This window comes from Ensifer sp. ENS08 (genome assembly GCF_014852195.1).
In the GTDB taxonomy this organism is placed as follows: Bacteria; Pseudomonadota; Alphaproteobacteria; order Rhizobiales; family Rhizobiaceae; genus Ensifer; species Ensifer adhaerens.
On record NZ_JACVBF010000006.1, the window covers coordinates 1 to 25,479 of the forward strand.

Here is a 25,479-nt window from a genome sequence, read left to right on the forward strand (position 1 = left end):
CCTTGAAAGCCGGGCTGTGGTTCCGGCGCGGTCGTCTCGTCATGGTCTCTCCTGTTTCCGGCATCTATGCCAAAGTCAGGCAGAAATTCCACTTATCCCCGCTGTTCAAATTTCCCGAGCCAGCTCTCTCGTAACGGGGCGCGAAGTTGAACCTTCCTCAGGGAGGGCTTTTTTTGTGCCGTGAGCCTATGGTTTTCTCCAAATCAACCGAGACACTTCCGTGTAGAGTTTCCCACGATCATCAATGTCGTCCTTGGTGAAGTCGGTCTTCGCAACCATGTTGAGAGTGGGATTGTCAGTCAAGAACTTCACCACGTTCGGATGATTTTGGTAAAATTGCGGGGTGAGACTGGAGGCCAATATGGTTTCGGTCGAATAGGATGCAATTTTGTCAGCGTAAGCAGCAGCCTGAAGTGATCTATTGCGCGACCTCGGCAGCAGAACTAGAGCGCCGAGATTGTTTCGCAGTGCTGAATACTCGCGGATATCGGCAAAGCCGTGTGTGGCCGGCAGTTTGGTCGTGTTGAACGCCTCTGCGAAAATGTGTTCGATGTCGAACGTTTTGGCTCCTTTGTCACGCTGCATGTAGGCCGTGAAACCTGTAATGTTCGTGAGCGTCATCGACTCTTCAAGGAACGACGCTATCCGCGCTAACACGTACAAGATTCCCATACGATCCGACTTTGTGTAGGTCATGGCGCTCACATTATCGATGGACGCCGCTTGTTTATCCCAATCTGACTCGACAATCTTCATCAGCTCATCAAACGTGTGATTTCGAACCTGCTTAGTAAGCTGAAACGAAATTTCCTTCAGGTTATCGTAATTGTTCTGCTTCCCATCGATGGTTCTCATGGTGAGTATTAAATCGATATACGTTGCAACGAGACCGACCTTTTTCTTCCAGTCGGATTCCAAATCATCAAGGCTAACTGCAGACAGCAGGATCATCGATTGTCCGCTGAATTTCCTAAGAGCATTGTAGTAGATCGGTTCAAGATCCGTAGTTAGGCTGCTCTCAGCGGCTTTGATTGCCATATAAATACTGGCGTATTTCTTTAGGTCAACGGTGACAAAGCGGATGTAATCGTCACCCGTAATTAGCCCCAATTTTGAAGCGTTGTCCTCGAACCAACGGTGATAGGCATCGCCAATGACATCGAAGTCACCGGCTGGATCGCCCTTCGTTTTGCCCCGCATCGTTTCGGCCCACTTGGCGCGGAATAAATTACGGAAAAACAGCGAATCCTCTTCCGGATCGATCATCTTCAGCGCGTTGATCATATCCATCCACGCGGTATGGCACTCCTGGCTTTTGGCCGGATCGGAAATTTTCGAAAGTATTAGCCCTTTGAGAAGGTCAATCGGACCGAGACGCAAACCGCGATCATTCATTGTCACGAATACACGATGTGCCTCTGTCTCATTTGTCACCGAAATATCGATGAGGAGCACACGCTCAAGGACATAGTCAATAAAGTAAGCGATAGCTCCTTTTACCTCGTCGGTTATCAAGTCGTCCGTCGAGCGTAGGGCCTCCAAAATCTTCTTGTCGCCCTCATCGAGATTAGCAATATCTCCGGCCTCATCAATAACGGTGGCGGCATCTTTAGTGTGGTCGTTGAACTTGTTGAATATCTCCTTACGGCGTGCAGAGAACTCGATATTGTAGTCTATCGCGCCATAACTTGTACTGCCGAGGAACGATGCAAGGTCTACCGATTTTTCAATCTTTTTCTCAACACGGTAGCGATTAAGGTAAGCGAGAAGCAAAAAGATCGATGTGAGTCGTTGTTGCCCATCAACTAGCGGCTTTGTGCCACCATTCTCAACAGATGTAATTACCGAGCCTAAGAAGTAGGGTAGGTACGCGGATACCTGATTTCGAGCATGGGTCGCATCGTAGTGGAGGAGAAAGGCGTCCTGAATATCCTCCAGTAGTTCTGTGTAGTGCTTTGCCTGCCAGTTATATTCCCGCTGGAAGAACGGAAGCGAATAGCGGCTCTGGAAAAACGTCTTGACGCTCTGAGTAGATGGATTGACGTACGACATTATCTATAATCCCCGATGCAATCGCGCAGACATAGGCTATCGCAAGGCGTATTTCAATGCTGCCTCAACCGCCAGTATTCATGTCGAAGTTGATCGAAGGGCTCCATGAAATACTTGTGATGCGGTACATGAGGATTGCAGCGGGATACGATTGTGCACGCTAAGAGCAACCGAGATGCGGCTGGTGTCGCGGCCCTGGTTTGCCGGGGTTGAGTTTTCCTTAGGCACGGTCGTCAGCGGCGGACTTTTGCTTATCCTGGGCCGCCAGCCAGGCGCGGGTTTCGTCGAGAATCTCGTCCGACAGTTTTGGGTCGTCCGTCATCCTTGCAAGAATGAGGGCGCCGATCATGGTCGCCGACGTCGCGATTGCGGCGCGGCGACGTTGCCCTTCGTCCGATCCGGGCGCGATCTTCCCCAATCGCTTGAACTGTCGTTCGAGGAAGGCTGACATTTCCGCGCGCGCCGCTTGAGGTTGGCGGCTGACCTCTGAACCGAGGGCTGCGAGCGGACAGCCGTGGCCGAAATCGTCGCGATGCGCCGGTGAAAGGTAGCGCTGTGCGACCGTTGCGAGGTCTGCCGTCTGAGGCTCGGTTTCGCTTCGCAGTCCGGCCAAGGTCTGTGCGATCAGATCATCCTTGGAAGAAAAGTAACCGTAGAACCCGCCATGGGTGAGGCCCGCGGACTTCATGACATCGGTAACCGTGACGGCGTCAAAGCCACGCTCGCGGAACAACCGGCCCGCAGCCTCCAGGATGGTTTTCTTGTTTTCCTCGACTTGCTGTCGGCTCACGCGCATCACCGCCTCCTAAAATTCCGATTGACATTATACATGATACCCATCATATATCCAAATACATGATGACTATCATGAATAAATCAAAGGAGCATGACCGATGAGCAAGAAAGCTGCAGTCCTTGTAACCGGTGCATCCACCGGTATTGGCGCCGTCTATGCGGAACGATTTGCCCGACGTGGCCACGATCTCGTTTTGATCGCCCGCAACGCGGAACGCCTCGATGCCTTGGCCACGCGTCTTCGCCGCGAAACCGGTGTCGATGTTTCTGTCGTTCCGGCCGACCTGACGAACGAACGCGATCTTGCCGGGATCGAGCAGCGCCTGCGCGAGGACAGCCGCATCGGCGTGCTGATCAACAATGCCGGCACCTCGATCCCCCGGGGCTTTCTTCAGCAGAAGGCCGACGATTTTTCCAAGTTGATCGCGCTCAACGTGACGGCCGTCACCAGGCTCGCGCACGCCGCGGCGGTCCGCTTTGCCGAAACGGGTGAGGGAGCGATCATCAATGTTGCCTCCGTCGTGGGGCTCGCACCTGAAATGGGCGCCACCGTCTACGGTGCGACGAAGGCCTTCGTGCTGTTCCTGTCGCAAGGCTTGAACGTGGAACTGGCGGCAAAGGGCGTCTATGTCCAGGCGGTGCTGCCTGCGGCCACCCGGACCGAGATCTGGGATCATGCCGGCGTGGACGTCAACACGATCGCCGGGGTGATGGAGGTCGGAGACCTCGTCGATGCTGCATTGGTCGGCTTCGACCGTCGCGAATTGGTGACCATCCCGCCGCTTCCGGAGGCGGCGCAATGGGAGAGCCTCGAAGCCGCGCGCCAGGCGATGCTGCCGAATTTTGCGCAGTCGGAGCCGGCCGATCGTTATCGATCCGCTGCCTGAGGCATGCGCCGGAGCGGGAGGCGGTGACCTCGTCACCTCCCGCTCAGCAGACGGCCACCGGAGGACGCCTGCTGTTGCCGGCGTTCCTCACCTCTTGAAATCGCAGTCGCACGATCTTGCCGGGTGCCGCCTTGGCGTTTGCCAAGCGTCTCCTGGCTGGTAGAGATTGGGGATCAGAGATTCGCAAATCGCTCGCCGCGTCTGGCGGCGCTGCAAGATCCCCCTTCAAACGCCATTGACTGTGAAAGCGTGACGCCGGTGAAAAAGTTCAATCTGGGAACAACTGACCTCGCCGTATCATCCGCCGTTCTGGGCCTGATGCGGATCGCCGATCTCAGCGACGACGCCATTGCCCGGCTCTACGGCAAGGCGCGGGATGTCGGCATCAATGTCTTCGATCACGCCGACATCTATGGCGGTGAGCTGCATGCCTGCGAGCGCCGTTTCGGCGAGGCCGTGCGGCTGAAGCCTGCCGAGCGCGAACAGATCGTCATCCAGAGCAAGTGCGGGATCCGCCGCGGCTATTTCGATTTCTCGCGCGAGCATATCCTGCAGTCCGTCGACCGTTCGCTCGCGGCGCTGAAAACCGACTATCTCGATCTCCTGCTGCTGCACCGTCCGGATGCGCTGGTGGAGCCGGAGGAGGTGGCGGACGCGTTCGAGCAGCTGCACAAGGCCGGCAAGGTCCGCCATTTCGGCGTTTCGAACCACACGCCGCGACAGATCGATCTCCTGAAGACGGCGGTGCGCCAGCCGCTCGTCGCCAACCAGATCCAGCTCAGTATTGCGCATGCGCCGTCCGTTGCTTTCGGTATCGCCGCCAACATGGCCGGTCTCGAGCAGTCAATCGACCGCGACGGCGAGGTTGTTGTCTATTCTCGGATCAACCGGATGACGCTGCAGGCCTGGTCGCCGTTCCAGCAAGGCTTCTTCGGCGGCGTCTTCGTCGGCGACGAGAAGAACTTTCCGGAACTCAACCGGTTGCTGGACGAACTCGCGGGCAAGTACGGGGTATCGGCTTCCGCGATCGCCTATGCCTGGATCACCCGGCATCCGGCCAACATTCAGGTGGTTCTCGGAACGACCAGCCCCGAGCGGCTCGCAGACATTGCGCCGGGCGCTGATATCACGCTGTCGCGCGAGGACTGGTATCGGCTCTTCACCGCAGCCGGGCACGTGCTGCCCTGACCTCGATTGGTCCGCGGACCATAAAAAAACGCCCGCTCGAATCCGAGCGGGCCTTTCTTGTTTTTGACCGGAGCCGACTGATCAGCTGCGCGGCTTCAGGTTCTCGGGGTCGTAGAGCGGCTTGTAGCCGACGCCGACGACTTCGACCGGATAGGTCTCGGCGAAGTATTCGACGTTGAGTTTGCGGCCGACCTGGCAATGTGACCAGGGCAGATAGGCAAGCGCGATGTTCTTGCCGATCGTCGGGCCGAAGGCGATCGAGGTGGTGTAGGAACGGCGGCCCAGTTCATCGACCAGCACCTTGCCGGTTTCCGGATCCATCACCGGCAGGGCTCCGACCGGATAGCGCTTCACGCCGTTCTTGTCGGTATTCTCCGTCATGACGAGCGTGCAGAGCATGGCCGGCTGATGTTCGCGCGCCTTGTATTCGAGATGCTTGGCCTTGCCGCGGAAGTCCACGTCCTTGACCTTTGGGCGGGCAAGGTCGGCTTCGATGAGGTTGTACTGGGTAAGCAGGTCGGCGTTCTGCAGGCGCAGGCTCTTTTCCATGCGGCGCGAGTTCGCATAGGTTTCGACGCCGAAGGCCATGACGCCGGTCGAGCGCAGAGCGTCCCAGACGGCGAGACCGTCCTCGTACTTCATGTGCAGTTCCCAGCCCTGCTCGCCGACATAGGAGATGCGGAAGGCGGTGACCTTTTTGCCGGCGATCTCGATCGGCTTGATCGCGGCGAAGGCGAAGTTCTCGATGTCGAGACCCGAGGGATCGGCAACCACCTTCTTGAGCGTCTCACGGGCATTGGGACCCCAGATGCCGATGGTGATGAACTTCTCCGAGACGTCGGTGATGGTGACGTCGAGGCTGCGATCTTCGGCGACGCGGCGCATGTACTGGAAGTCGCGCGGGCCGGCGTCGGCGCCGTTCACCAGGCGGCAGCGGTCGGTCATGCGGAAGACGGTGAAGTCGGCCCGTACCATGCCCTCGTCGTCGAGGAAGTGTGTGTAGATGCCCTTGCCGATATTGCCGTCGCCACCGACCTTGGCGGCGCACAGCCATTCGAGCAGCTCGACATGATCAGGGCCTTCGATGTCGACCATATGGAAGTGCGAGAGATTGACGATGCCGCAGTCCTCGCTCATGGCCAGATGCTCGGCGTTGGAGACGCGCCAGAAATGGCGGCTGTCCCACTCGTTTTCACGTACCGGAACGCGGTCGCCATACTTCTCCAAAAGGTGCTCGTTGGCAGCGTAGCCGTGGGCGCGCTCCCAGCCGCCGAGTTCCATGAAATAGCCGCCGAGTTCCTTTTCGCGCTCGTAGAAGGGCGAGCGCTTGACGTTGCGGCCGGTGGCGTAGGGTTCGCGGGTGTGCACGGCGGGGTAATAGATCTTCTGCGCCGCCTCGAAGCAGCGGCCCTCGATGAACTTTTCTTCCAGCTGGTGCGGATAGAAGCGGGAATAGTCGATCGAGGCGTGGTCGATCTCGGTGCGGCCGTCTGTCATCCAGTCGGCGATCAGCTTGCCATAACCGGGGCCGTCCTTCACCCAGATGGCGACGCAGTACCACAAGCCCCGCACCTTTTGGCTCTCGCCGCAGGAGGGGCCGCCGGCGGCCGAGACCTGCAGCAGGCCGTTGAAGGAATGGCTCTCGTTGTAGCCGAGTTCGCCGAGGATCGGCGTCAGTTCCATGGCGCGCTCGAGCGGCTCGATGATCTGTTCCATCTCCAGGTCGCGCTGCGAAGGCGACAGGCGCGCCTCGTGCTTTTCAAGAATGTTGCGTGGATGGCAGAGGCGCGGATTGGTGGTCTCGTAATAGCCCCACTCGATCTGGCCGCCCTCGGTGGTCTTCGGGTCGCCGGTGTCGCGCATGTAGGCCGAGTTGCCTTGGTCACGCAAAAGCGGGAAGCCGATCTCCTTGCCGGTGCCTTCGAATTCGTTGTACGGGCCGAAGAAGGTGAGCGGATGGTCGACCGGCATGACCGGCAGGTCTTCGCCGACCATTTCAGCGATCAGGCGACCCCAGATGCCGGCGCAGACGATGACGTGGTCGGCCATGATCGTGCCGCGATGGGTGACGACGCCCTTGATGCGGCCGTTTTCGACGATCAGCGACTTTGCCGGCGTGTTGCCGAAGACCTGCAGCTTGCCGGATTTTTCCGCGGCGTCGACGAGCTTGCCGGCAACCGTTTGCGAGCGCGGGATGACGAGGCCGGCATCCGGGTCGAACATGCCGCCCATGACCTGATCTTCTTCGATCAGCGGGAACATCTTCTTGATTTCAGCCGGCGAGACATAGTGGGCGCGGGTGCCGAAGGCCTTGGCGGAGGACAGCTTGCGCTTGATCTCTTCCATCCAGACATCGTCGCCGGTGCGCGCCACTTCCAGGCCGCCGATGCGGGCGTAGTGGCCCATTTTCTCGAAGAAATCGATCGAATACTGCGTCGTCCAGACCGAGAGATAGTCGTGGCTGGTGGTGTAGCAGAAGTCCGAGGCGTGTGCGGTCGAGCCGATATCGGTCGGTACGCCCGACTTGTCGATGCCGACGATATCGTCCCAGCCGCGCTCGATCAGGTGGTGCGCGATCGAAGCACCGACGATGCCACCCAGCCCGATGATTACGACTTTCGCCTTTTGCGGAAACTCTGCCATTGATTGCGACCCTAGTTGGATTGGATGCCGGATTTTAGGGCCTGATCCGCCCCGACCAGAGCCTGTCTACGACATTCTCATCAAACTGCACGACCAGAGCCGAGCATTTTGCGGTTCGCGGAACGAGAGCTGCAGAGACGGTCATGCCACTGATTTCGTGAGAAAAAGCGCCTCTCAGCGCCAATCTGATTTCATCTAGCATATCGCAAATGGCGACGCATCCGAATGCGTCATTGCGATCTACCTGCGTTCCAGTGATCGCGGCGTTGGCCACGAAAGATAATCCCATCGGGTAAGATTGACAGCGATGCGTGATATTAATAAGTTCGGTAACAGAACGAATTAAAAGAGGTCCCCGTGAACGACAGCTTGCGCATCTCCCGGAAGTTCTCCCAGCGCTCCGTCATGGAGGCGATCGTCCAGGGCGGTCCGATTTCGCGTGCGTCGATCTCGAAGCAGACCGGCCTTTCCAAGCAGACCATTTCGGAGATCGTCCGCGGCCTCGAAGAAGAGGGTTGGGTGCAGGAGACGGGGCGCACCAGCGGCCATGTCGGGCGCACTGCCGTCACCTACGAACTGGTGTGCGATGCCGCCTTCATCATCGCCGTCGACCTCGGTGGCACGAAGGTGCGCGTGGCGATCACCGATCTCGCCTGCCAGATCTTTGCCGAAGACACGGCGCCGACCGATCCGCGGGGCGGCCGCTTCGTCGTAGAGCAGATCGCTGCCATGGCCTTTGATGCGGCAGACCGACAGAAGATCGCTCGCGAGAAGATCCGGCTTGCGGTGGTAGGCGTTCCCGGCGCGCCCTGCAGCGAGACCGGCCGTGTGTTGCTTGCGCCGAACATTGCCGGTTTCGACACGATGGATGTCGTCGGCGCCTTCGAAGAGGTGCTCGGGTTCGGAGCCATGCTCGAAAACGACGTCAATCTTGCCGTCCTTGGCGAAAACTGGCTGGGCCAGGGGCAGGGGATCGACAACCTCGCCTATGTGGCACTGGGCACCGGCGTCGGCAGCGGCCTGATGGTCGGCGGCCATCTGGTGCGCGGCGTCAGCAATGCGGCCGGCGAAATGGGTTTCCTGCCACTCGGCTCCGACCCGTTCGAGGCGGAATCGCTGCGCACCGGCGCCTTCGAGCGCGCGGTTGCCTCGCATGGCATGGCGGAACGTTACGCGGCGCTTTCGGGCAAGACCGTTGCCGTGCCCACCATCTTTGCCAAGGCAGAAGCGGGCGATGCGGCAGCGCTGACGGTGCTGGATGACACTGCGCGGTATCTGGCAGCCGGCGTTGCCGCGATTGCCGCGATCGCCAACCCGCAGAAGGTCATCCTGGGCGGATCCATCGGGCTTCGGCCGGAAATGCTTGAGCGGGTAAAAGCCTTCCTGCCGCAGTGCTTCCCCTATCCGGTCAATGTGGAGACCGGTGAACTCGGCGCGCGCGCCGCGATCATCGGGGCGGCGGCGATCGGGCTCGGTCAGCTGCACAACACCCTGTTCGGGGTCGATGCGCCCGATGGCCGGATTTCGCTGCCGCGGGCAAACGTCAACGCGCTTCGGGAGGCGATGTGATGACGATGAATGACGGCTTGATCGAACGTTTGCGCGCGGTGCTTGACCGCGAGACGGCGATTGATCTTTTTCGTGGCGCCATCGGGCGTGAGAGCATTACCGGCAACGAGGCGAACTTCGTCGCCTTTCTGGCCGAAACGATGCAGCGCCTTGGCCTGGAAGGCTTGAAAACGGCGGAGTTTCTGCCGGGTCGGCCGAACGTCTGGGCGGAGCGCAAGGGTCGCGGCAAGGGGCCACGCCTGCTGTTCATCGGCCATACGGATACGGTGCATGTCGACGGCTGGCGCGAGCATTGGGCCGGTACCGAGCGCGAGGATCCCTTCGCTGCACCGATCATCGATGGCGCGGTCTGGGGGCGCGGCTCGGGCGATCTGAAGGCAGGCATTTGCGCATCGCTTGCGGCGCTGTCGCTGCTCGACAAGTCCGGCGTTGCGTTGGCCGGGGACGTGGCCTTTGCCTTCGTCGGCGACGAGGAAAGCGGTCAGCCGGGGACCGGTGTCTCCGCCGGTATCAAGGATCTGGTCGAACGCATCGAGACCGGTGACATCGTCCGTCCGGACTTCGTCGTCTATGTCGAGCCGACACGGCTGTCCGTCTATCCGGCGCAGATCGGATTTTTCATCGCCGACATCACGATTACAGGGAAGTCCGCCTATTTCGGCGTACCCGAACTCGGCAAGGATGCATTGCGCGCCAGCCACGCGGCGATGTCGGCTCTCTGGAAACACTCCGACGAGATCGCCGCGCGGGCCGAGCACAAGCTGATCGGTCGCAGTTTCCTGCTGATCACCGGCCTTGCCGGCGGCGGCTACATCGCCGTGCCCGAGCGTTGCACACTGTCGCTGATCCGCAAACTGTTGCCAGGGGAATCGCTGGACACGGCGGCGGCCGAGATCGAGGCTGCGGTGCGCTCGGCGATCACCGATCCGGAAATCACGGTCGAGTTTTCCTATCCGGCCGGCCGCGACCATGCGCTTGGCGGCACGGCGGCTGAAATCGACGAAACGGCGGGCGAAGTCGGTGCGCTATCAGCCGCCATGGCCGAAGCCATGGGTGGGCGCGGCGTCATCGAAGGCGCGCCCTTCTGGTCGGAATCGCCATTCTTCGTCAACCGCTTGGGTGTGCCTGCCGTCTATTGCGCGCCCGGCGACATCCGCAATTGCCATACCTACGAGGAACGGGTCGAGGTGGAGGAATACCTCGCCGGGATCGTCGGATTTGCCGCCTTCATGGCGCGCTACTGCGGCGTCATGGACTGAACTGCCAAACAAGAGGGAGAACGACAATGCTTCTGAAGAAATTGATGGCTGCCGCACTCGTCAGCGGTTTCGTGCTTGCCGCAAACGCCGCCTCTGCCCAGACGGTCGGTCCGTCCGGCGAGAGCGCGACGCCGAGCGCCGATGTCGCCCTGACCGATGCCGATATCGGCGCGCTCAAGGGCAAGGGCTACAAGGCGGCGCTGCTGTGGCATACCTCGTCCGACTTCACCAACGCCGTTTCGGCCGGTGCCAAGGATGAGTTTGCCCGCGCCGGCGTCGAGATCGCGGTGACGACGGATGCCGGCTTCGACGCTGCCCGCCAGCGCAGCGATATCGAAACCGCGCTTGCCGCCAAGCCGAACGTCATCCTGGCGCTGCCGCTCGATCCGGTGACCTCGGCCGAAGCATTCCGCCAGGCAGTGACCGATGGCAGCAAGCTCGTGTTCCTCTCCAACCTGCCGAGCGGCTATAAGCAGGGCACGGACTATGCCTCGATCGTTACCGACGATCTCTTCCAGATGGGCAAGCAGGCGGCGGATGCGCTGGCCAAGGCGATCGGCGGCAAGGGCAAGGTTGGCTACATCTTCCACGATGCCAGCTACTATGTGACGAACCAGCGCGACCAGGCCTTCAAGTCGACGATCGAGAAGGACTATCCGGATATCAAGATCGTTGCCGAGCAGGGCATCTCAGACCCGGCACGTGCCGAGGAGCTGGCAAGCGCCATGCTGCTGCAGAACCCTGATCTCGACGGTATCTACGTGACCTGGGCCGAGCCTGCCGACGGCGTGCTCTCTGCCCTGCGCTCGAGCGGCAATACGAAGACCAAGATCGTCACGCTCGATCTTGCCGAACCGGTCGCGCTCGACATGGTCAAGGGCGGCAACGTCACCGCGCTTGTTGCCGACAAGGCCTATGAGCTTGGACGCGCCATGGCTGCGACCGGCCTGAAGTCGCTTCTCGGCCAGCAGACGCCGGCCTTCGTCGTTGCCCCGGCTTTGACCGTCACCAAGGAAAACGTCGCGGACGGCTGGAAGCAGTCGCTCAACCGCGATGCGCCGCAGTCGGTGCTCGACGCGGCCAAGTAATCAGGTGGCCGCCGGGAGAGAGGACGCTTCCGGCGGCGTCATTCCTAAAAGGGAGGCAGATATGCACAGGGCAGTGAGACATTTCGCGTTGCTGGCAACGGTCTTTGCCGCGACATCCGGCTTTGCCGCTGACGGCAAGACCACGGGTCCGCATGGCGAGACGCCGACGCCGGCGGGCAGCCTGACGCTGACGGCGGAGCAGGAACAGCAGATCAAGGACGGCAAGTTTACCGCAGCGCTCGTCTGGCACGAGATGAGCGAATACACCAACGCGGTCAACAGCGGTGCCCAGGACGAGTTCAAGCGCCTCGGCGTAGAGGTGGTCGCACAGACCGATGCCGGCTTTGATGCAGCCCGCCAGAAGGCGGATGTCGAGACGGTGCTTGCCAAGAAGCCCTCGATCATCCTGTCGCTGCCGGTCGACCCGGCAAGCGCGGCCGTGGTTTACGATCCGGCACGCACCGCCGGTGTGAAGCTCGCCTTCGTCGACAATTCGCCGGCCGGTTACGAACACGGCAAGGACTATGTGACGATCGTCTCGGACGACCTTTTCCAGATGGGCAACAAGGCGGCCGTTGCCATGGCGGATGCGCTCGGGGGCAAGGGCAAGCTCGGCTATATCTATCATGACGCCGACTTCTACGTGACCAACCAGCGCGATGGCGCCTTCAAGTCGACGATCGAGCAGGACTATCCCGACATGAAGATCGTTGCCGAGGCCGGCATGGCCGATCCGGCCCGCAGCGAGGAAATCGCGCAAGGGATAATCACCCAGAACCCGGATCTCGACGGGATCTATGTGACCTGGGCGGAGCCGGCACTGAGCGTGCTTTCGACGCTGCGCGGCGCCGGCAACAGCCACACCAAGATCGTGACGCTCGACCTCAACGAACCGGCAGCACTCGACATGGTCAAGGGCGGCAACATCGCGGCGCTCGTCGCCGACGAAGCCTACAATATCGGTGTCACCGCAGCGCGCGCCGCGGCAGGGTCGCTGGTCGGCAAGAAGGCCGAGCCTTTCCTGGTGGTCGACTCGCTTGCCGTGACCAAGGCAACGGTCGCCGACGGCTGGAAGAAGTCTCTGAACAAGGATGTGCCCGCGACGATCGCGGATGCGATGAAGTGATGAAATGATGCCCGCTGCATGCGTCCCAAATCGTCGTCGATTTGGGACAACACATGCAGCTTTTCATAGTGCTGCGGCGACCTTTGCGCGTCTGACCAGACCCGCGGCGCCGTAGTGCAGGGGGAGCTTTCCCCCTGCTTTCGGAGGAAGAATAATGTCCAGTGCCCATTCCAGCGCGAGCGGCCAGCCGGCGAGCCTCGTCAGTCGCCTCAACCTGCAGCAATACGTCGTCTATCTCGGCTTCCTGGCGATCTTTCTGTTCTTCGCCATCGTGCTTCGCGACAGCGGGTTTCTGACGGTTCGCAACCTGTCGAACATCATGCTGCAGACAGCACCGGTGACGATCATGGCGATCGGCCTCGTCTTCGTCATGTCGGCCGGTGAGATCGATCTGTCGATCGGCTCGACAGTTGCCGTCTCGGCACTGGCGGCGGCGGTGACGATCAACGAGTACGGCCTGGTGGCTGGCGTCGTCGCCGGTATCGGCGCCGGCGTGTTGATCGGGCTCCTGAACGGCGCACTGGTCGCCTATGTCAAACTGCCGTCCTTCCTAGTGACGCTGGCGACGCTCGGGCTTTTTGCCGGCGTCTCCCGCTCGATGACGAACCTGCGCTCGATCCCCGTGACCGACAGCACCTTTACCGGCTTCTTTGGCTCGGGCTCGTTCCTCGGCGTGCCCTCGCTGATCTGGTGGACCCTCGTTGCCGTCGTCTGCGGCCATGTCATCTACCGCGAAACCCGCTTCGGCGCCCATGTGCTGGCAACCGGCGACAACAGCCGGGCAGCGAGCGTCTCCGGCATCAGCGTGCCGCGCATTCGGCTGGCCGTTCTGATGATCAGCGGCGGTCTCGCCGGCCTTGCGGGCCTGCTTTACGCCGGTCGCCTGCAGGCGGCGAAGTATACGCTTGGCGAGACCGACCTGATGACGGTGATCGCCGCCGTCATCGTCGGCGGCACGCTGCTCAACGGCGGCAAAGGCACGATCATCGGCGCGCTCGTCGGCTCGCTGATGATGGGCATGCTCAACAATGGCCTGATCCTGATGGGCCTTTCCGTATCCGACCAGATGATCGTTCGCGGTCTCATCATCCTCGCTGCGGTCGCCGTGTCGCTGCGCGAAAAGTCCCGCTGAAGGAGGATTTCATGTTTCTCGACGTTCTGCGCCGCCGCAACCCGGCATTCATCGAAGCGGCGATGAGCCTGCACCAGCAGGGCAAGCTCCCGGCCAACGCCTATGTGCTCGATCTCGACACGGTCGAGGCCAATGCGGCGATTATGAGCAACGAGGCCCATCGCCTCGGCCTGAAGACCTTTGCGATGACCAAGCAGGTGGGCCGCTCCAGTTCCTTCTGCGAAGCGGTCAAGCGTGGTGGCATTGACCGTTCGGTTGCCGTCGACATGGCCTGTGCCCGCGCCACCCACAAGGCGGGCCTGAAGGTCGGCCATCTCGGCCACCTGCAGCAGGTCGCGCGCCACGAGGCGGCTGCCGCAGCGAAAACCTTCCGGCCGGACTATTGGACGGTCTTCAACGGCGAAAAGGCTGCAGAAGCGGCGGCTGGCGCACATGCAGCCGGTTATCGGCAGGATCTGCTCGCCCGTATCCGGGCGGAAGGTGATACCTTCTACCGCGGCCATGAAGGCGGGTTCGATGCCAGCGACGTTGCCGCGGTGGCGGATCGTCTCGATGCGCTCGCCGGTGGCCGCTTTGCCGGCATCACCACCTTTCCGGCGCTGCTCTTCGACCATGAAAGCCGCAAGGTGAAGCCGACACACAATCTCGCGACGCTCTCGAAAGCTGCCGAGGCGCTGGCCAAGGCCGGCCGCAACGGGATCGAGGTGAATGCGCCGGGTACGACCTCCAGCGTCATGCTCCCGGCTCTTGCCGAAGCGGGCGCGACGCAGTGCGAGCCGGGCAACGGTCTGCACGGCACCACCGCACTGCACGTGATGGAAGATCTGCCGGAACTGCCGGCGGTACTCTACCTCACCGAAGTTTCCCATCTCTCGGGCGGCAAGGCCTATTGCTTCGGCGGCGGCTTCTACATCGACCCGATCTTCCCGGATTACGACGTCAAGGCGATCGTATCGAGTGAGCCGACGACGGCTTCATCGGCGCTTCGAAGCGTCGAGGTGCCGCCCCCCTCGGCGATCGACTATTACGCGATGATCGACGCCAGCGGTGCGGCGGCGCCGAAGCCTGGCGATACGGCGGTGTTCGGCTTCCGCGGGCAGGCCTTCGTCACGCGCGCTTATGTCGTCGGCGTGTCGGGTATCTCCACGGGCGCGCCGAAGGTGGAAACGATCGAAAACGGTTTCGGCGAAACCGCAGCCTGGCCGGTATGAGGGGCGACGTCATGAACGCGAACGTTAGTGCTGCAGCAGAGCCGGTCCTGAAGCTGAAGGACATCCGCAAGACCTTTGGCGGCGTCACCGCGATCGAGAACTTCTCGCTGGACGTCCGTCCGGGCGAGATCGTGGCGCTCGTCGGCGACAACGGCGCCGGCAAGTCGACGCTGATCAAGATCATCTCCGGCGTTTACACGCCGACCTCGGGAACGATCACCATCGAAAACCAGACCGTGGCGATGTCGAACGCCACGATGGCGCGCGCCCATGGCATCGAGGTCGTCTATCAGGATCTGGCACTTGCCGACCAGCAGACGGTCTATATGAACATGTTTCTCGGCCGCGAGCCGGTAAACCGTTTCGGCCTGCTCGACCGTCGCCGGATGATTTCCGAGACGGAAACGCTAGTGAGGGAACTGGATGTCCGCATCCCCTCGGCCCATGCGACGATCCGCGACCTCTCGGGCGGCCAGCGCCAGGGCGTCGCGATTGCCCGCGCCACCCATTGGGCGAGCAAGCTGATCCTGCTCGATGAGCCGACGGCAGCACTCGGCGTTGCCGAAACCGCCAAGGTCGAGGAGATCGTCGAATCGCTGAAAAGCCGCAACATCGGCGTACTGATCATCAGCCATAGCCTCGATCAGGTGTTCAAGCTCGCAGACCGCATCTGCGTTCTGCGCCGCGGCAAGCAGATCGGCATCCGTGAGACGGCCAAGACCGACAAAAACGAGATCATCGCGATGATCACCGGGCTTCAGCAACACTGAGGCGGATGTGTCCAGCGGTGCCGCCATTGGGGCGGCGCCGGTTGGCAATCATGGTGCGGCGCCGAAGAAGGTGAGGCGGGTGAAGAGCACGTAGTGCGATTCCGAGACCATCAGCGCCACGAAGACCAGCACCAGCAGCGGCGGCAGCAGGATCGCGTAGATCAGCGCCAGCCGTTCCCAGGCCATGTGCATGAAGATCGCGACGATCAGCCCTGCCTTCAGTACCATGAAGATCAGGATCAGCGACCACCGGAGATAACCCTGCAGCCCGACATAGTCGACGAGGTAGGAGAAGGTGCTGAGCACGAAGAGCAGCAGCCAGACGACCAGATAAAGACCGATCGGGTGTTGCTGGTGCGTTTGTGCGTGGCCTTCTACTTTTGCTGCCGGTGCCGCGTGGGTGTGAACAGTCGTTTCCGTCATGGCCATGCCTCACCACAGATAGAAGAATGCGAAAATGAAGACCCAGACGAGGTCGACGAAGTGCCAGTAGAGGCCGGTGATCTCGACGATCTCGTATTGTCCTCTTCGGCTCGTGAAAAAGCCACGCCGTTCAGTGTCGAAATCGCCGCGCCAGACTTTTCGCGCGATGATCAGCAGGAAGATGACGCCGATCGTGACGTGGGTGCCGTGGAAGCCGGTGATCATGAAGAAGGTCGAGCCGAATTGGGCAGCACCCCAAGGATTGCCCCAGGGACGCACGCCCTCGGTGATCAGCTTCGTCCATTCGAACGCTTGCATGCCGACAAAGGTGGCGCCGAAAAGGGCGGTCAGCAGCATCAGCAGAGCGGTCTTCTTGCGATCGCGCCGGTAACCGAAATTGACGGCCATGGCCATCGTGCCGCTTGAGGTGATCAGCACGAAGGTCATGATGGCGATCAGGATCAGCGGCACGTCCGAGCCGCCGATGTGCAGGGCGAAGACCTCGCTCGGATTGGGCCAGGGAACGGCGGTCGACATGCGCGCCGACATGTAGGCGATGAGGAAACAGCCGAAGACGAAGGTGTCGCTCAAGAGGAAGATCCACATCATCGCCTTGCCCCAGGAGACGTTCTTGAACGTCCGCTGGTCGGAGGCCCAGTCGGCGGCAAAGCCGGCAAGTCCCGCGGGGCGATGGAGCGGTTCTCGGACAGGCGAATGTGTCTCGGCGGACATGCCTTGCCTCCTTCAAGTCAAGAGCGACCGGCAGAGCTCGACGAAGTCGTTGGCCCAGCCGGAAAAGAGCGCGTAAAGCACCAGCCATACGGCCAGCATGAAATGCCAGTAGGTGGCGCAGAGCGTGATCGACAGCACGGCCTTTTCGCCCATCGGGCCGGTGCGCGTCTTGACGATGACCCGGGTAAGCGCGAACAGGCCGCCGAGGATGTGCAGGCCATGCATGCCCGAGATCATGTAGAAGAAGCTGTTGGCCGGATTGTCGGCGAGCAGGAAGCCAGCGTCGGTCAACTCCCGCCAGGCAAAGACCTGGCCGGCGAGGAAGGCGAGACCGGCGGCAAGCGCTGCGATCATCGCCGTGCGGCTCGCCTCGTCACGATGCTGTTCGGCAGTGACGCGGGCCGCATGCAGAAGCAGGCTGCCAAGCGCAAGGATGGCGGTGTTCAGCCAGAGGATCTTCGGCATCGGCGTCGACCACCAGTCGGTGGAGGCCATGCGCATGAAGTAGGCGCTGATGAAGAGAGAGAAGAGCGCGGCGACGACAGCAAGGAAGACGCCAAGGCCGATTTTTGCAGGCGGGATCGAAGGCCTACCGCGCGGGCGGGGGTCGTGGGCGTGGCCGACCTCCAGCCAGGGTTTCGAGAACAGCCGCTGCCGGCTGAGCCACCAGGCGGCGATCGCGAAGATCACCGCCAGGAAGACGAGGGTGACGTTCATGAGGCCCCCTCCGGCGCGTGGCCTACGGAACCCGGCTCAGTCTGCGGAATGAAATCTTCCGCTGCACCCGGCACGCTGTAGTCATAGGGCCAGCGGTAGACGACCGGCAGGTCCTTGCCCCAATTGCCATGCCGCGGTGGCGTTTCCGGCGTCTGCCATTCGAGCGTCGTTGCCCGCCAGGGGTTGCCGCCGGCCTCGCGGCCGTGGCGGATGCTCCAGATGAGATTGAAGAGGAAGACGATCTGGGCGGCGCCGACGATCAGCGCCATGATGGTGATGAACTCGTTGAGCGTATGGGCGGATGCCGGCACGAAGGCGGTCTCGCCCATCTCATAGTAGCGGCGCGGCATGCCGATCAGCCCGAGATAGTGCATCGGGAAGAAGATCAGATAGGCGCCGACGAAGGTGACCCAGAAGTGGATCTGCCCCATCGCCTGATTGAGCATGCGGCCGGTGATCTTCGGATACCAGTGATAGATCGCCCCGAAAATCACCATGATCGGCGCAACGCCCATGACCATGTGGAAATGGGCGACGACAAACATCGTGTCGGAGAGTGGCACATCGACGACGACATTGCCGAGGAACAGACCGGTCAGCCCGCCATTGACGAAGGTGACGATGAAGGCCAGCGCGAACAGCATCGGCAGCGTCAGGTGGATGTCGCCGCGCCAGAGCGTCAGCACCCAGTTGTAGACCTTGATTGCCGTCGGCACGGCAATGATCAGGGTGGTGGTGGCGAAGAAGAAGCCGAAATAGGGGTTCATGCCGCTGACATACATGTGGTGCGCCCAGACGATGAAGGAGAGCGCGCCGATGATGACGATCGCCCAGACCATCATGCGGTAGCCGAAGATGTTCTTGCGGGCGTGGGTGCTGATGAGATCGGAGACGATGCCGAAGGCGGGCAGGGCGACGATGTAGACCTCCGGATGGCCGAAGAACCAGAAGAGGTGCTGGAACATGATCGGGCTGCCGCCGCCATGCTGCAGCTGCTCGCCCATCTCGACGATCGCCGGCATGAAGAAGCTGGTGCCGAGCACCCGGTCGAACAGCATCATGACGCAGGCGACGAAGAGGGCGGGGAAGGCGAGAAGCGCCATCACCGTCGCCGTGAAGATGCCCCAGACGGTGAGCGGCATGCGCATCAAGGTCATGCCGCGCGTGCGCCCCTGCAACACGGTGACGACATAGTTGAGGCCACCCATGGTAAAGCCGATGACGAAGAGGATGAGGGAGGAGAGCATCAAGATGATGCCCCAGTCCTTGCCGCCGGGCGTGCCGGAAAGTACTGCCTGTGGCGGATAGAGCGTCCAGCCGGCGCCGGTCGGCCCGCCGGGTGCAAAGAAGCTCGCGACGAGCACGAGGACGGCCAGCAGATACAGCCAGTAGCTCAGCATGTTGGCATAGGGGAAGACCATGTCGCGCGCGCCGAGCATCAGCGGGATCAGGTAGTTGCCGAAGCCGCCGAGGAAGAGCGCAGTCAACAGATAGATCACCATGATCATGCCGTGCATGGTGATGAACTGGTAGTAGCGTTCCGCATCGATGAAGGCGAAGGCGCCGGGAAAGCCGAGCTGCAGCCGCATCAGCCAGGAGAGCACGAGGGCGACCATGCCGATGGCGATCGCGGTCGAGGCATATTGCACGGCGATGATCTTCGCATCCTGGCTGAAGACATAACGCGTCCACCAGCTATGGGGATGATAGAGCTCCACGTCCTCCACTTCCGCGGGGCCAATCTGTTCGCCCGTGCCTGACCGGATATCGACCATCTGCGAGAACCTCCCAACACCGGATCATCTCGATCCAACGCCTTGAACCTGCAATTCCGCACGTCCAACAATGGAATTGCGTCTCCTCACGAGCGGGATGCGGGCGGATATCGCGAGCACTTTTCCTCATCCCGCTTTGGCCGTCGGGGCGCGTGTTATTGCGCCGGGGCGGCATTCACTGCCTGCGCCGTTTCTTTCGTTCCTGCCTTTGCCTGCAATTGCGAGAATGTCGTCTGTTGCGAGAGCCAGGCTTGATAATCGGCGGCACTGTCGACGACGACGGTGCCGCGCATCTGTGGGTGACCGGTGCCGCAGAGTTCCGCGCACAGCACTTCGAACGTGCCGGTGCGCGTCGGCGTCAGCCAGAAATAGGTGACCATGCCCGGCACCATGTCCATCTTGGCGCGGAACTCCGGCACGTAGAAATCATGCAGCACGTCGACCGATCGCAGCAGGATCTTGACCGGCTTGCCGACCTCCAGATGCAGCTCGCCGCCTTCGATGACGACGTCGTCGAGGGCGGCCGCATCGTTGCGATTGAGGCCGAGCGAATTTTCAGGCGTGATGTCGCGGGTCTCCGACGTACCGAGCTTGCCGTCGGCGCCGGGCAGCCGGAAGCTCCACAACCATTGCTGGCCGACGACTTCTACCTCCGCCGCACCATCCGGCACGGTCACGAACTGGTGCCAGACGAAAAGGCCGGGGGTGAGCATGGCGGCGACGCCGAGCGTGGTGCCGCCGGCAAGCCACCCTTCGAGCTTCCTGTTTTCCGGTTCATAGGCCGCCCGGTTTCCCGGGCGATGCCGAAAACGCAGGACGCAATAGGCCATGAAAAGCACGACGGCGACGAAGACGACGCCGGTAATCCAGAAGGTGATGATGAGCGTATTGTCTATGTAATTCCAGTTGGACGCGATCGGCGTCCACCACCATGGGCTCAACAGATGGAACAACACCGAACCGACGGCCACCAAAACCAGAACAACTACCACGGCCATTTCTGTCCCTCCTCGCCGCTGGCGGCTGTGGGCATGAATACGCAATCCGTAGAGCCTTCTGCATGTTTCCGTTAATCGTCGCCGATCAAACGGCAAAACATGCAGGAATTCAAAGTTCTACAGCGACCTTTGCGCATCTGGTCAGACATGCGGTGCTGTAGCTGCAATTATTACACGAACGTCGAACAGTCGCAATTCGCCGCCTCCGTGCGAGCAGCGGTTGCGTCTAGTCTCCGCAGGTTACTGCGAATACTGCTTGAGATAGGCGATGAGGTTGGAGATATCCGTATCATCTTTCAAACCGGCAAAGGCCATTTTCGTGCCTTTCACCTTGGTCCTTGGATTGTGCAGATAGTCGCGCAGATGCGCCTCATCCCAGACGAGTCCACCCTTGCCGGCATCGATCATCGCCGGTGAGTAGCTGAAGTCGGCATGAGTGCCTGCCGTTCGTCCGAACAGATGGTTGAGCGATGGCCCAACCTTGTTGGTGTCGCTGTCGGCCACATGACAGACGGCGCATTTCTTGAAGACGGTGGCTCCGGCGGCCGCATCGCCCTCTTGCGACAGGGCAGCGAACGGACAGAGCATCGTTGTCGAAAAGGCAAGGGCAACAACAAGAATTCGCATGACACTTCCTCAATATCGCCGGGCGCAGGCAAGGAAGGCTATCGTCAATCTGTCGTTTTGGCGGTGCTTGCTTCTCTTAAGTTGGCGCCACGGCGGTTGATACTTGCGACACGACGACGGTACGCCTCGCTTTGTGGAAGTCAACCGGCGCAGCCGGCCGGTTTGCCGGATGCGCCTAAATTTTCGCCATGTCGCTGCCGGCGCTCAGACGCGATTGCCGTCGGCGTTGAAGAAGTGCAGCCGCTCGACCGGCAGGCGTACGGGCAGCGAGCCGGAAACGTTGAGGAACCGGCGGTCGTTGGTAAACGCCTTGAAGCCGGCACGGCCGAAGGAGAGGTGCAGGATGATGCCAAAGCCCGTCGGTTCGACCAGGTCGACATTGGCTTTCAGCGCATCCGGGCCTTCGACGCCGATCTCGACATGCTCCGGCCGGATGCCGAGCGTCGCCCTGGCGCCGTCCGTCAAGGCAGGATGCGGCTGGGCCGGAACGATGATGCCGCCTTCGGTCTCGAAGCGCGGGGCGGTGCCGTTGCGATAGGTTCCCTCGAAGAAGTTCATGCCGGGCGACCCGATGAAGCCGGCCACGAAGAGATTGGCCGGGCGGTCATAGAGATCAAGAGGGCTTCCGACCTGCTGGACGAAGCCGCCGTTCATGGCGACGATGCGATCGGCGAGCGTCATCGCCTCGATCTGGTCGTGGGTGACGTAGATCGATGTGGCGCCCAAGTCCTTGTGCAGCTTCTTGATCTCGGCGCGCATCTGTTCGCGGAGGCGCGCGTCGAGGTTCGACAACGGCTCATCGAAGAGAAACGCCTTGGGTTCGCGCACGATGGCCCGGCCCATGGCGACGCGCTGGCGCTGTCCGCCCGAAAGTGCACGGGGGCGGCGTTCGAGCAGCGGGTCGAGACCGAGCTTGGCGGCAGCGCCCGAGACGACGCTTGCGATCTTTTCCTTGGCGACCTTCCTCAGCCTCAGGCTGTAGCTCATGTTTTTGGCGACCGACATGTGCGGATAGAGCGCGTAGGACTGAAACACCATTGCGATGTCGCGGTCCTTCGGGGCCAGTTCGTTGACGCGTTTTCCGGCGATGCGGATTTCGCCCGAGGTCACGCTTTCGAGCCCGGCGATCATGCGCAGAAGCGTGGACTTGCCGCAACCTGACGGGCCGACGAGCACGACGAACTCGCCGTCGCCGATCTTCAGGTCAACATCGTGCAGGACCGGGTGGATGCCGTAGGATTTCTGGATATTGGCGATATCGATGGAAGCCATGAGAACAATCCTCAGCCTTTGACCGCGCCGGCCGTGAGGCCCTGGACGAGATAGCGTTGAATGAGCAGGAAGAAGAGGCAGGCGGGGATGAGCGCGAGCACGCCGGCGGCCATCATCTGCCCGAAGTCGACGGAGAACTTCGACACGAAGGACAGAAGCCCGACGGGGAACGTCGCCTGATCGTTGCCGGAGATCAGCATCAGCGAGAACAGTAGCTCGCTCCACGCTGCGGTGAAGACGAAGCCGAGCGTTGCGGCAATGCCGGGCAGCGTCAGCGGCAGGATGATCTGGCGGAAGGCGACGAATTGGGTGGCGCCGTCGATCATCGCGGCCTCCTCCAGATCCTTCGGGATGCCGTCGAAGAACGACTGCATCAGGAAAGTGGCAAACGGTACGTTGAAGGCGGTGTAGACGATGACAAGGCCGGTGAGGCTGTTGGTCAGCCCGAGCGGCGAGAGGATCTTGAAGATGGGCGCCACCAGCATGACCAGCGGGAACATCTGCGTCAGGAGCATCAGCGCCACCAGCCAGTACTTGCCGCGGAAATTGAAGCGCGACAGGGCGTAGCCCGAGAGCGAGGCGAGGATGGTGACGATGACGGCGGTGGAACCCGAGACGATCAGGCTGTTCTTGAAAAACACCGGAAAGGCGCTGTGGCGGAGCACGAAATCGAAGTGCTCAAGGCTGGCGCGCGACGGCCACATTCGAATGCCTTCGGAGTAGAGCAGATCGTTGGGCGTGACGGCGACCTTCAGCAGCCAGTAGAGCGGGAAGAGCGCAAACGCGATGTAGGCAAGGATTGCCAGCCGGTGCGCGATCATGAGGAAAAGAGGTTTGGCGCGCATCGGTTCAATCCTTGCTCAGGAGCCATTGCCGCAGGATGACGATCAGCATCGAATAGGCGAGCAGCAGCGCCAGGAGCACGAGCGCGATCGCCGAGGCGTAACCGAAATCCAGCCGCTTGAAGGCCTGGGTGAAGATGTAGCTGGCGACGATCTGGGTGCGGTCGGCCGGTCCGCCATTGGTCATGACGATGATGAGATCGGCGAAGTTGGAGATCCAGACGGTGCGCAAGAGGATGGTGATGGCGATCGTCGGCGCAAGGAAGGGGAGCGTGATCGACAGGAAACGTTGCACTGGGCCGGCGCCGTCGATGCTGGCGGCCTCGTAGAGGTCGCGGGGGATCGCCTGAAGGGCTGCTAGCAGCGTGATGGCGAAGAAGGGTATGCCCCACCAGACATTGGCGATGATCGGCCCCCACATGGCAAGCTGCGGGTCGGACAGGATGTTGTTCGGTTCGCTCATGATGCCGAGGCCGAAGAGCCAGTGCGGCAGGGGGCCGACGACCGGATTGAACAGCCAGGCCCAGTTAAGGCCGGCGAGGAAACTCGGCACCGCCCACGGGAGGAAGACGAGCGCCTGGGCGAGGCCGCGGCCGTAGAAGGGCTTGTCGAGCAGCAATGCGAGGATCAGACCGAAAACGAACTGGAAGAAGACCGAGGCACCGGTCCACCAGAGCGTATTGCGCAACGCCCGATAGAAGGCCTGGTCCTCGGACAGCGCCCGGAAATGATCAAGACCGATATAGGCGCCGGAGAACGGGTTCAGGAGCTGGATATCGCGGAAGGCGTAGGAGACGCCGAGCACCAGCGGCACCAGCATCACGGTGACGATCAGGATCAGCGCCGGCGCGCTATAGAGATAGGGTGCGGCGCCATCGGCGATGCGCTTCTTCAGCGGCGTCCTGCTTGCCGGCAGGCCGCTTTGGCGGGCGACATAGGCCATCGATCGAAATTTCCCCTGTGCGGCCGCCGGTTTTTCGGGCGTGCCTCGATTCTAGGTCGGAGCGGGAAGGGCGGAGACCGCGCACACTTCATTCCGCTCAAAGAGTTATGAGGGCCGGCGGCGGCGAACCGCCGCCGGCCAAAAGCTTACTTCTTGCTGGCGAGGAACTTCTGCTGTGCCTTGGTGAGGTAGTCGGCCCACTGGTCGGCGAGTTGCTGCGGCGTGATATCGCCGAGCAAGGCTTCCTGGGTCGTCTTGATGGCAAGCGAGTCCTTGAAGAAGGCGAATTCCTCGAGGTAGGTCGGCATCACAGTCAGGACGACGTCCTTGTCGGCAAGTTCGTCGAACCAGCCCTTGAACTGCGCGCTGGCATAGAAGGGATCCTTCTCGGCCGACTTGTGTACCGGAAGCGCCCCGGTGCGCTTGTTCCACTCGATGTTGCCTTCCGGCCCTTCGAGCGTCTCGATCAGCTTCCAGGAGAGGTCCTTGTTCTGGCTTGCCGACAGCATCGACCAGCCGGCAAAGCCGATGGTTGTGAAAGCCTTGCCGCTCGGGCCCTTCGGCATGGTGGTGACGCCGAAGTCTTCCGATTTCATGCGCTCGGCAATCGCGATCAGAGCATCCGGGTCCTGGTCGAGGAAGGCGCAGGTGCCGCTGTAGAAACCGGCGACGATTTCATTGAAGCCCCAGTTGACGCTGTCCTTCGGCGCCAGCCCCTTCTTGTAGAGATCGATCACCCAGGTGAGGCCCTTGACCCAGCCTTCGCCGTTCATGGTCGAGGTGCCGTCCTCATTGAAGAAGGTGTTGCTGCCGGCCATGGTGGCGCCGAACATGACCCAGCCGTTGAGTCCACCCGGGCCGCCGCGCAGGCAGTAGCCGGACTTGCCCGGAAGCTTCGAGACGGCTTCGGACGCCTTGACGAAATCGTCCATGGTCTTTGGCGGCTCGTTGACGCCGGCTTCCGACAAGAGCTTCTTGTTGTAGAACATGGCGCGCAGATAGAAGCCGTAGGGCAGCATGTAGGCGGTGTCGTTGACGTCGCGGCCGAGTTCGAGCGCGCGTTCCGTCAGGCCGCCGGTGTGTTCCCACTTGGCGAGGTAGGGCTCGAGGCTTTCGAGCATGCCGTTGTTGGCATAGAGCGACAGCCAGGTGTCGGGCATTTCCATGACGTCAGGCAGTTCGCCGGCTGAAACCATGGTCGCGAACTTCTGGAAGGCTTCGCCCCAGGGCAGCGAGATGATCTCGACCGTCGTGCCGGGGTTGGCGGCCTCGAACTTGGCGACGATCGACTTCAGCGTCTCGGTGCGCTCGGGGCTGGTGATGACCTCGACGAGCTTCAGTTTGGTGTCGGCGAGCGCGCTTCCAGCCATGAGGCTGGCGAGAAGCGTGGCAGTGATCAGTTTCTTCATTTCTGTTCCCTCTTTTCTTCG

General features: G+C 61.4%; 22 protein-coding genes. 9 read left to right on the forward strand and 13 right to left on the reverse strand.

Going from position 1 to position 25,479, the window contains the following annotated elements; all coding sequences use genetic code 11:
• Positions 1 to 186 precede the first annotated feature (186 nt).
• Complete coding sequence (locus IB272_RS15290; protein ID WP_060582977.1) at positions 187 to 2,052, reverse strand: DUF262 domain-containing protein; 1,866 nt, start codon at positions 2,050 to 2,052, stop codon at positions 187 to 189.
• Positions 2,053 to 2,272: 220 nt separating this feature from the next.
• The gene (locus IB272_RS15295; RefSeq protein ID WP_060582978.1) at positions 2,273 to 2,848 is read right to left on the reverse strand and encodes a TetR/AcrR family transcriptional regulator; all 576 of its coding nucleotides are present in this window, start codon (positions 2,846 to 2,848) and stop codon (positions 2,273 to 2,275) included.
• A 97-nt stretch (positions 2,849 to 2,945) separates the two neighbouring features.
• On the opposite strand from IB272_RS15295, the gene IB272_RS15300 reads away from it, so the two are divergent.
• Together IB272_RS15300 and IB272_RS15305 are read left to right on the forward strand one after the other, a co-directional pair.
• Positions 2,946 to 3,734: an SDR family oxidoreductase gene (locus IB272_RS15300; protein WP_060582979.1), complete on the forward strand. Its 789-nt coding sequence runs from the start codon at positions 2,946 to 2,948 to the stop codon at positions 3,732 to 3,734.
• A 258-nt stretch (positions 3,735 to 3,992) separates the two neighbouring features.
• Positions 3,993 to 4,922 (forward strand): aldo/keto reductase, encoded by a 930-nt coding sequence (locus tag IB272_RS15305; protein WP_348646790.1) that lies wholly within the window; start codon positions 3,993 to 3,995, stop codon positions 4,920 to 4,922.
• An 81-nt stretch (positions 4,923 to 5,003) separates the two neighbouring features.
• On the opposite strand, the gene IB272_RS15310 is transcribed toward IB272_RS15305, so the two are convergent.
• Positions 5,004 to 7,565, reverse strand: a complete 2,562-nt coding sequence (locus IB272_RS15310; RefSeq protein ID WP_060582980.1) for an FAD-dependent oxidoreductase — start codon at positions 7,563 to 7,565, stop codon at positions 5,004 to 5,006.
• A 357-nt stretch (positions 7,566 to 7,922) separates the two neighbouring features.
• Here IB272_RS15310 and IB272_RS15315 point away from each other — a divergent pair, with 357 nt between their 5' ends.
• The 7 genes from IB272_RS15315 (at position 7,923) to IB272_RS15345 (ending at position 15,720) form a co-directional block, all read left to right on the forward strand.
• A complete protein-coding gene (locus IB272_RS15315) occupies positions 7,923 to 9,134 on the forward strand; it encodes an ROK family transcriptional regulator (protein ID WP_113135517.1) in 1,212 nt (403 codons plus the stop codon).
• Complete coding sequence (locus IB272_RS15320) at positions 9,134 to 10,393, forward strand: M20/M25/M40 family metallo-hydrolase (protein WP_060582982.1); 1,260 nt, start codon at positions 9,134 to 9,136, stop codon at positions 10,391 to 10,393. The genes IB272_RS15315 and IB272_RS15320 overlap by 1 nt, the downstream gene beginning before the upstream one ends.
• A 26-nt stretch (positions 10,394 to 10,419) precedes the next feature.
• On the forward strand, positions 10,420 to 11,481 hold the full coding sequence (locus IB272_RS15325; RefSeq protein ID WP_034798936.1) for a substrate-binding domain-containing protein: 1,062 nt from the start codon (positions 10,420 to 10,422) through the stop codon (positions 11,479 to 11,481).
• A gap of 61 nt (positions 11,482 to 11,542) precedes the next feature.
• Positions 11,543 to 12,607 carry a substrate-binding domain-containing protein gene (locus tag IB272_RS15330; RefSeq protein WP_060582983.1) on the forward strand — a complete coding sequence of 355 codons (1,065 nt, stop codon included), beginning with the start codon at positions 11,543 to 11,545 and terminating at the stop codon, positions 12,605 to 12,607.
• A gap of 154 nt (positions 12,608 to 12,761) precedes the next feature.
• A complete protein-coding gene (locus IB272_RS15335) occupies positions 12,762 to 13,739 on the forward strand; it encodes an ABC transporter permease (protein WP_034798931.1) in 978 nt (325 codons plus the stop codon).
• An 11-nt stretch (positions 13,740 to 13,750) separates the two neighbouring features.
• Positions 13,751 to 14,950 (forward strand): alanine racemase, encoded by a 1,200-nt coding sequence (locus tag IB272_RS15340; RefSeq protein ID WP_060582984.1) that lies wholly within the window; start codon positions 13,751 to 13,753, stop codon positions 14,948 to 14,950.
• 11 nt (positions 14,951 to 14,961) lie between these two features.
• Positions 14,962 to 15,720 carry an ATP-binding cassette domain-containing protein gene (locus IB272_RS15345; protein ID WP_112976603.1) on the forward strand — a complete coding sequence of 253 codons (759 nt, stop codon included), beginning with the start codon at positions 14,962 to 14,964 and terminating at the stop codon, positions 15,718 to 15,720.
• Positions 15,721 to 15,768: 48 nt separating this feature from the next.
• Here the strand turns inward: IB272_RS15345 and IB272_RS15350 are convergent, their stop codons facing one another.
• The 10 genes from IB272_RS15350 to IB272_RS15395 all read right to left on the reverse strand — a co-directional run bounded on the left by IB272_RS15350 (position 15,769) and on the right by IB272_RS15395 (position 25,458).
• Positions 15,769 to 16,143: a cytochrome C oxidase subunit IV family protein gene (locus tag IB272_RS15350; protein ID WP_034798923.1), complete on the reverse strand. Its 375-nt coding sequence runs from the start codon at positions 16,141 to 16,143 to the stop codon at positions 15,769 to 15,771.
• A gap of 9 nt (positions 16,144 to 16,152) precedes the next feature.
• Positions 16,153 to 16,875, reverse strand: a complete 723-nt coding sequence (locus IB272_RS15355) for a heme-copper oxidase subunit III family protein (protein WP_034798919.1) — start codon at positions 16,873 to 16,875, stop codon at positions 16,153 to 16,155.
• Between the two features lie 12 nt (positions 16,876 to 16,887).
• Positions 16,888 to 17,592, reverse strand: coding sequence for a cytochrome c oxidase subunit 3 (locus tag IB272_RS15360; RefSeq protein WP_034798917.1), 705 nt, complete (start codon positions 17,590 to 17,592; stop codon positions 16,888 to 16,890).
• On the reverse strand, positions 17,589 to 19,367 hold the full coding sequence (gene ctaD, locus IB272_RS15365; protein WP_060582986.1) for a cytochrome c oxidase subunit I: 1,779 nt from the start codon (positions 19,365 to 19,367) through the stop codon (positions 17,589 to 17,591). Before ctaD ends, IB272_RS15360 begins: the two co-directional genes overlap by 4 nt.
• A gap of 155 nt (positions 19,368 to 19,522) precedes the next feature.
• Positions 19,523 to 20,365: a cytochrome c oxidase subunit II gene (locus IB272_RS15370; RefSeq protein WP_034798913.1), complete on the reverse strand. Its 843-nt coding sequence runs from the start codon at positions 20,363 to 20,365 to the stop codon at positions 19,523 to 19,525.
• 240 nt (positions 20,366 to 20,605) lie between these two features.
• A complete protein-coding gene (locus IB272_RS15375; protein WP_034798911.1) occupies positions 20,606 to 20,992 on the reverse strand; it encodes a cytochrome c family protein in 387 nt (128 codons plus the stop codon).
• Positions 20,993 to 21,196: 204 nt separating this feature from the next.
• A complete protein-coding gene (ugpC, locus tag IB272_RS15380; RefSeq protein ID WP_034798909.1) occupies positions 21,197 to 22,264 on the reverse strand; it encodes a sn-glycerol-3-phosphate ABC transporter ATP-binding protein UgpC in 1,068 nt (355 codons plus the stop codon).
• 11 nt (positions 22,265 to 22,275) lie between these two features.
• Positions 22,276 to 23,109: a carbohydrate ABC transporter permease gene (locus tag IB272_RS15385; protein ID WP_060520333.1), complete on the reverse strand. Its 834-nt coding sequence runs from the start codon at positions 23,107 to 23,109 to the stop codon at positions 22,276 to 22,278.
• A 4-nt stretch (positions 23,110 to 23,113) separates the two neighbouring features.
• On the reverse strand, positions 23,114 to 24,049 hold the full coding sequence (locus IB272_RS15390) for a sugar ABC transporter permease (protein ID WP_051659467.1): 936 nt from the start codon (positions 24,047 to 24,049) through the stop codon (positions 23,114 to 23,116).
• A 146-nt stretch (positions 24,050 to 24,195) separates the two neighbouring features.
• Positions 24,196 to 25,458, reverse strand: coding sequence for a sugar ABC transporter substrate-binding protein (locus IB272_RS15395; RefSeq protein WP_060582988.1), 1,263 nt, complete (start codon positions 25,456 to 25,458; stop codon positions 24,196 to 24,198).
• Positions 25,459 to 25,479: the final 21 nt, after the last annotated feature.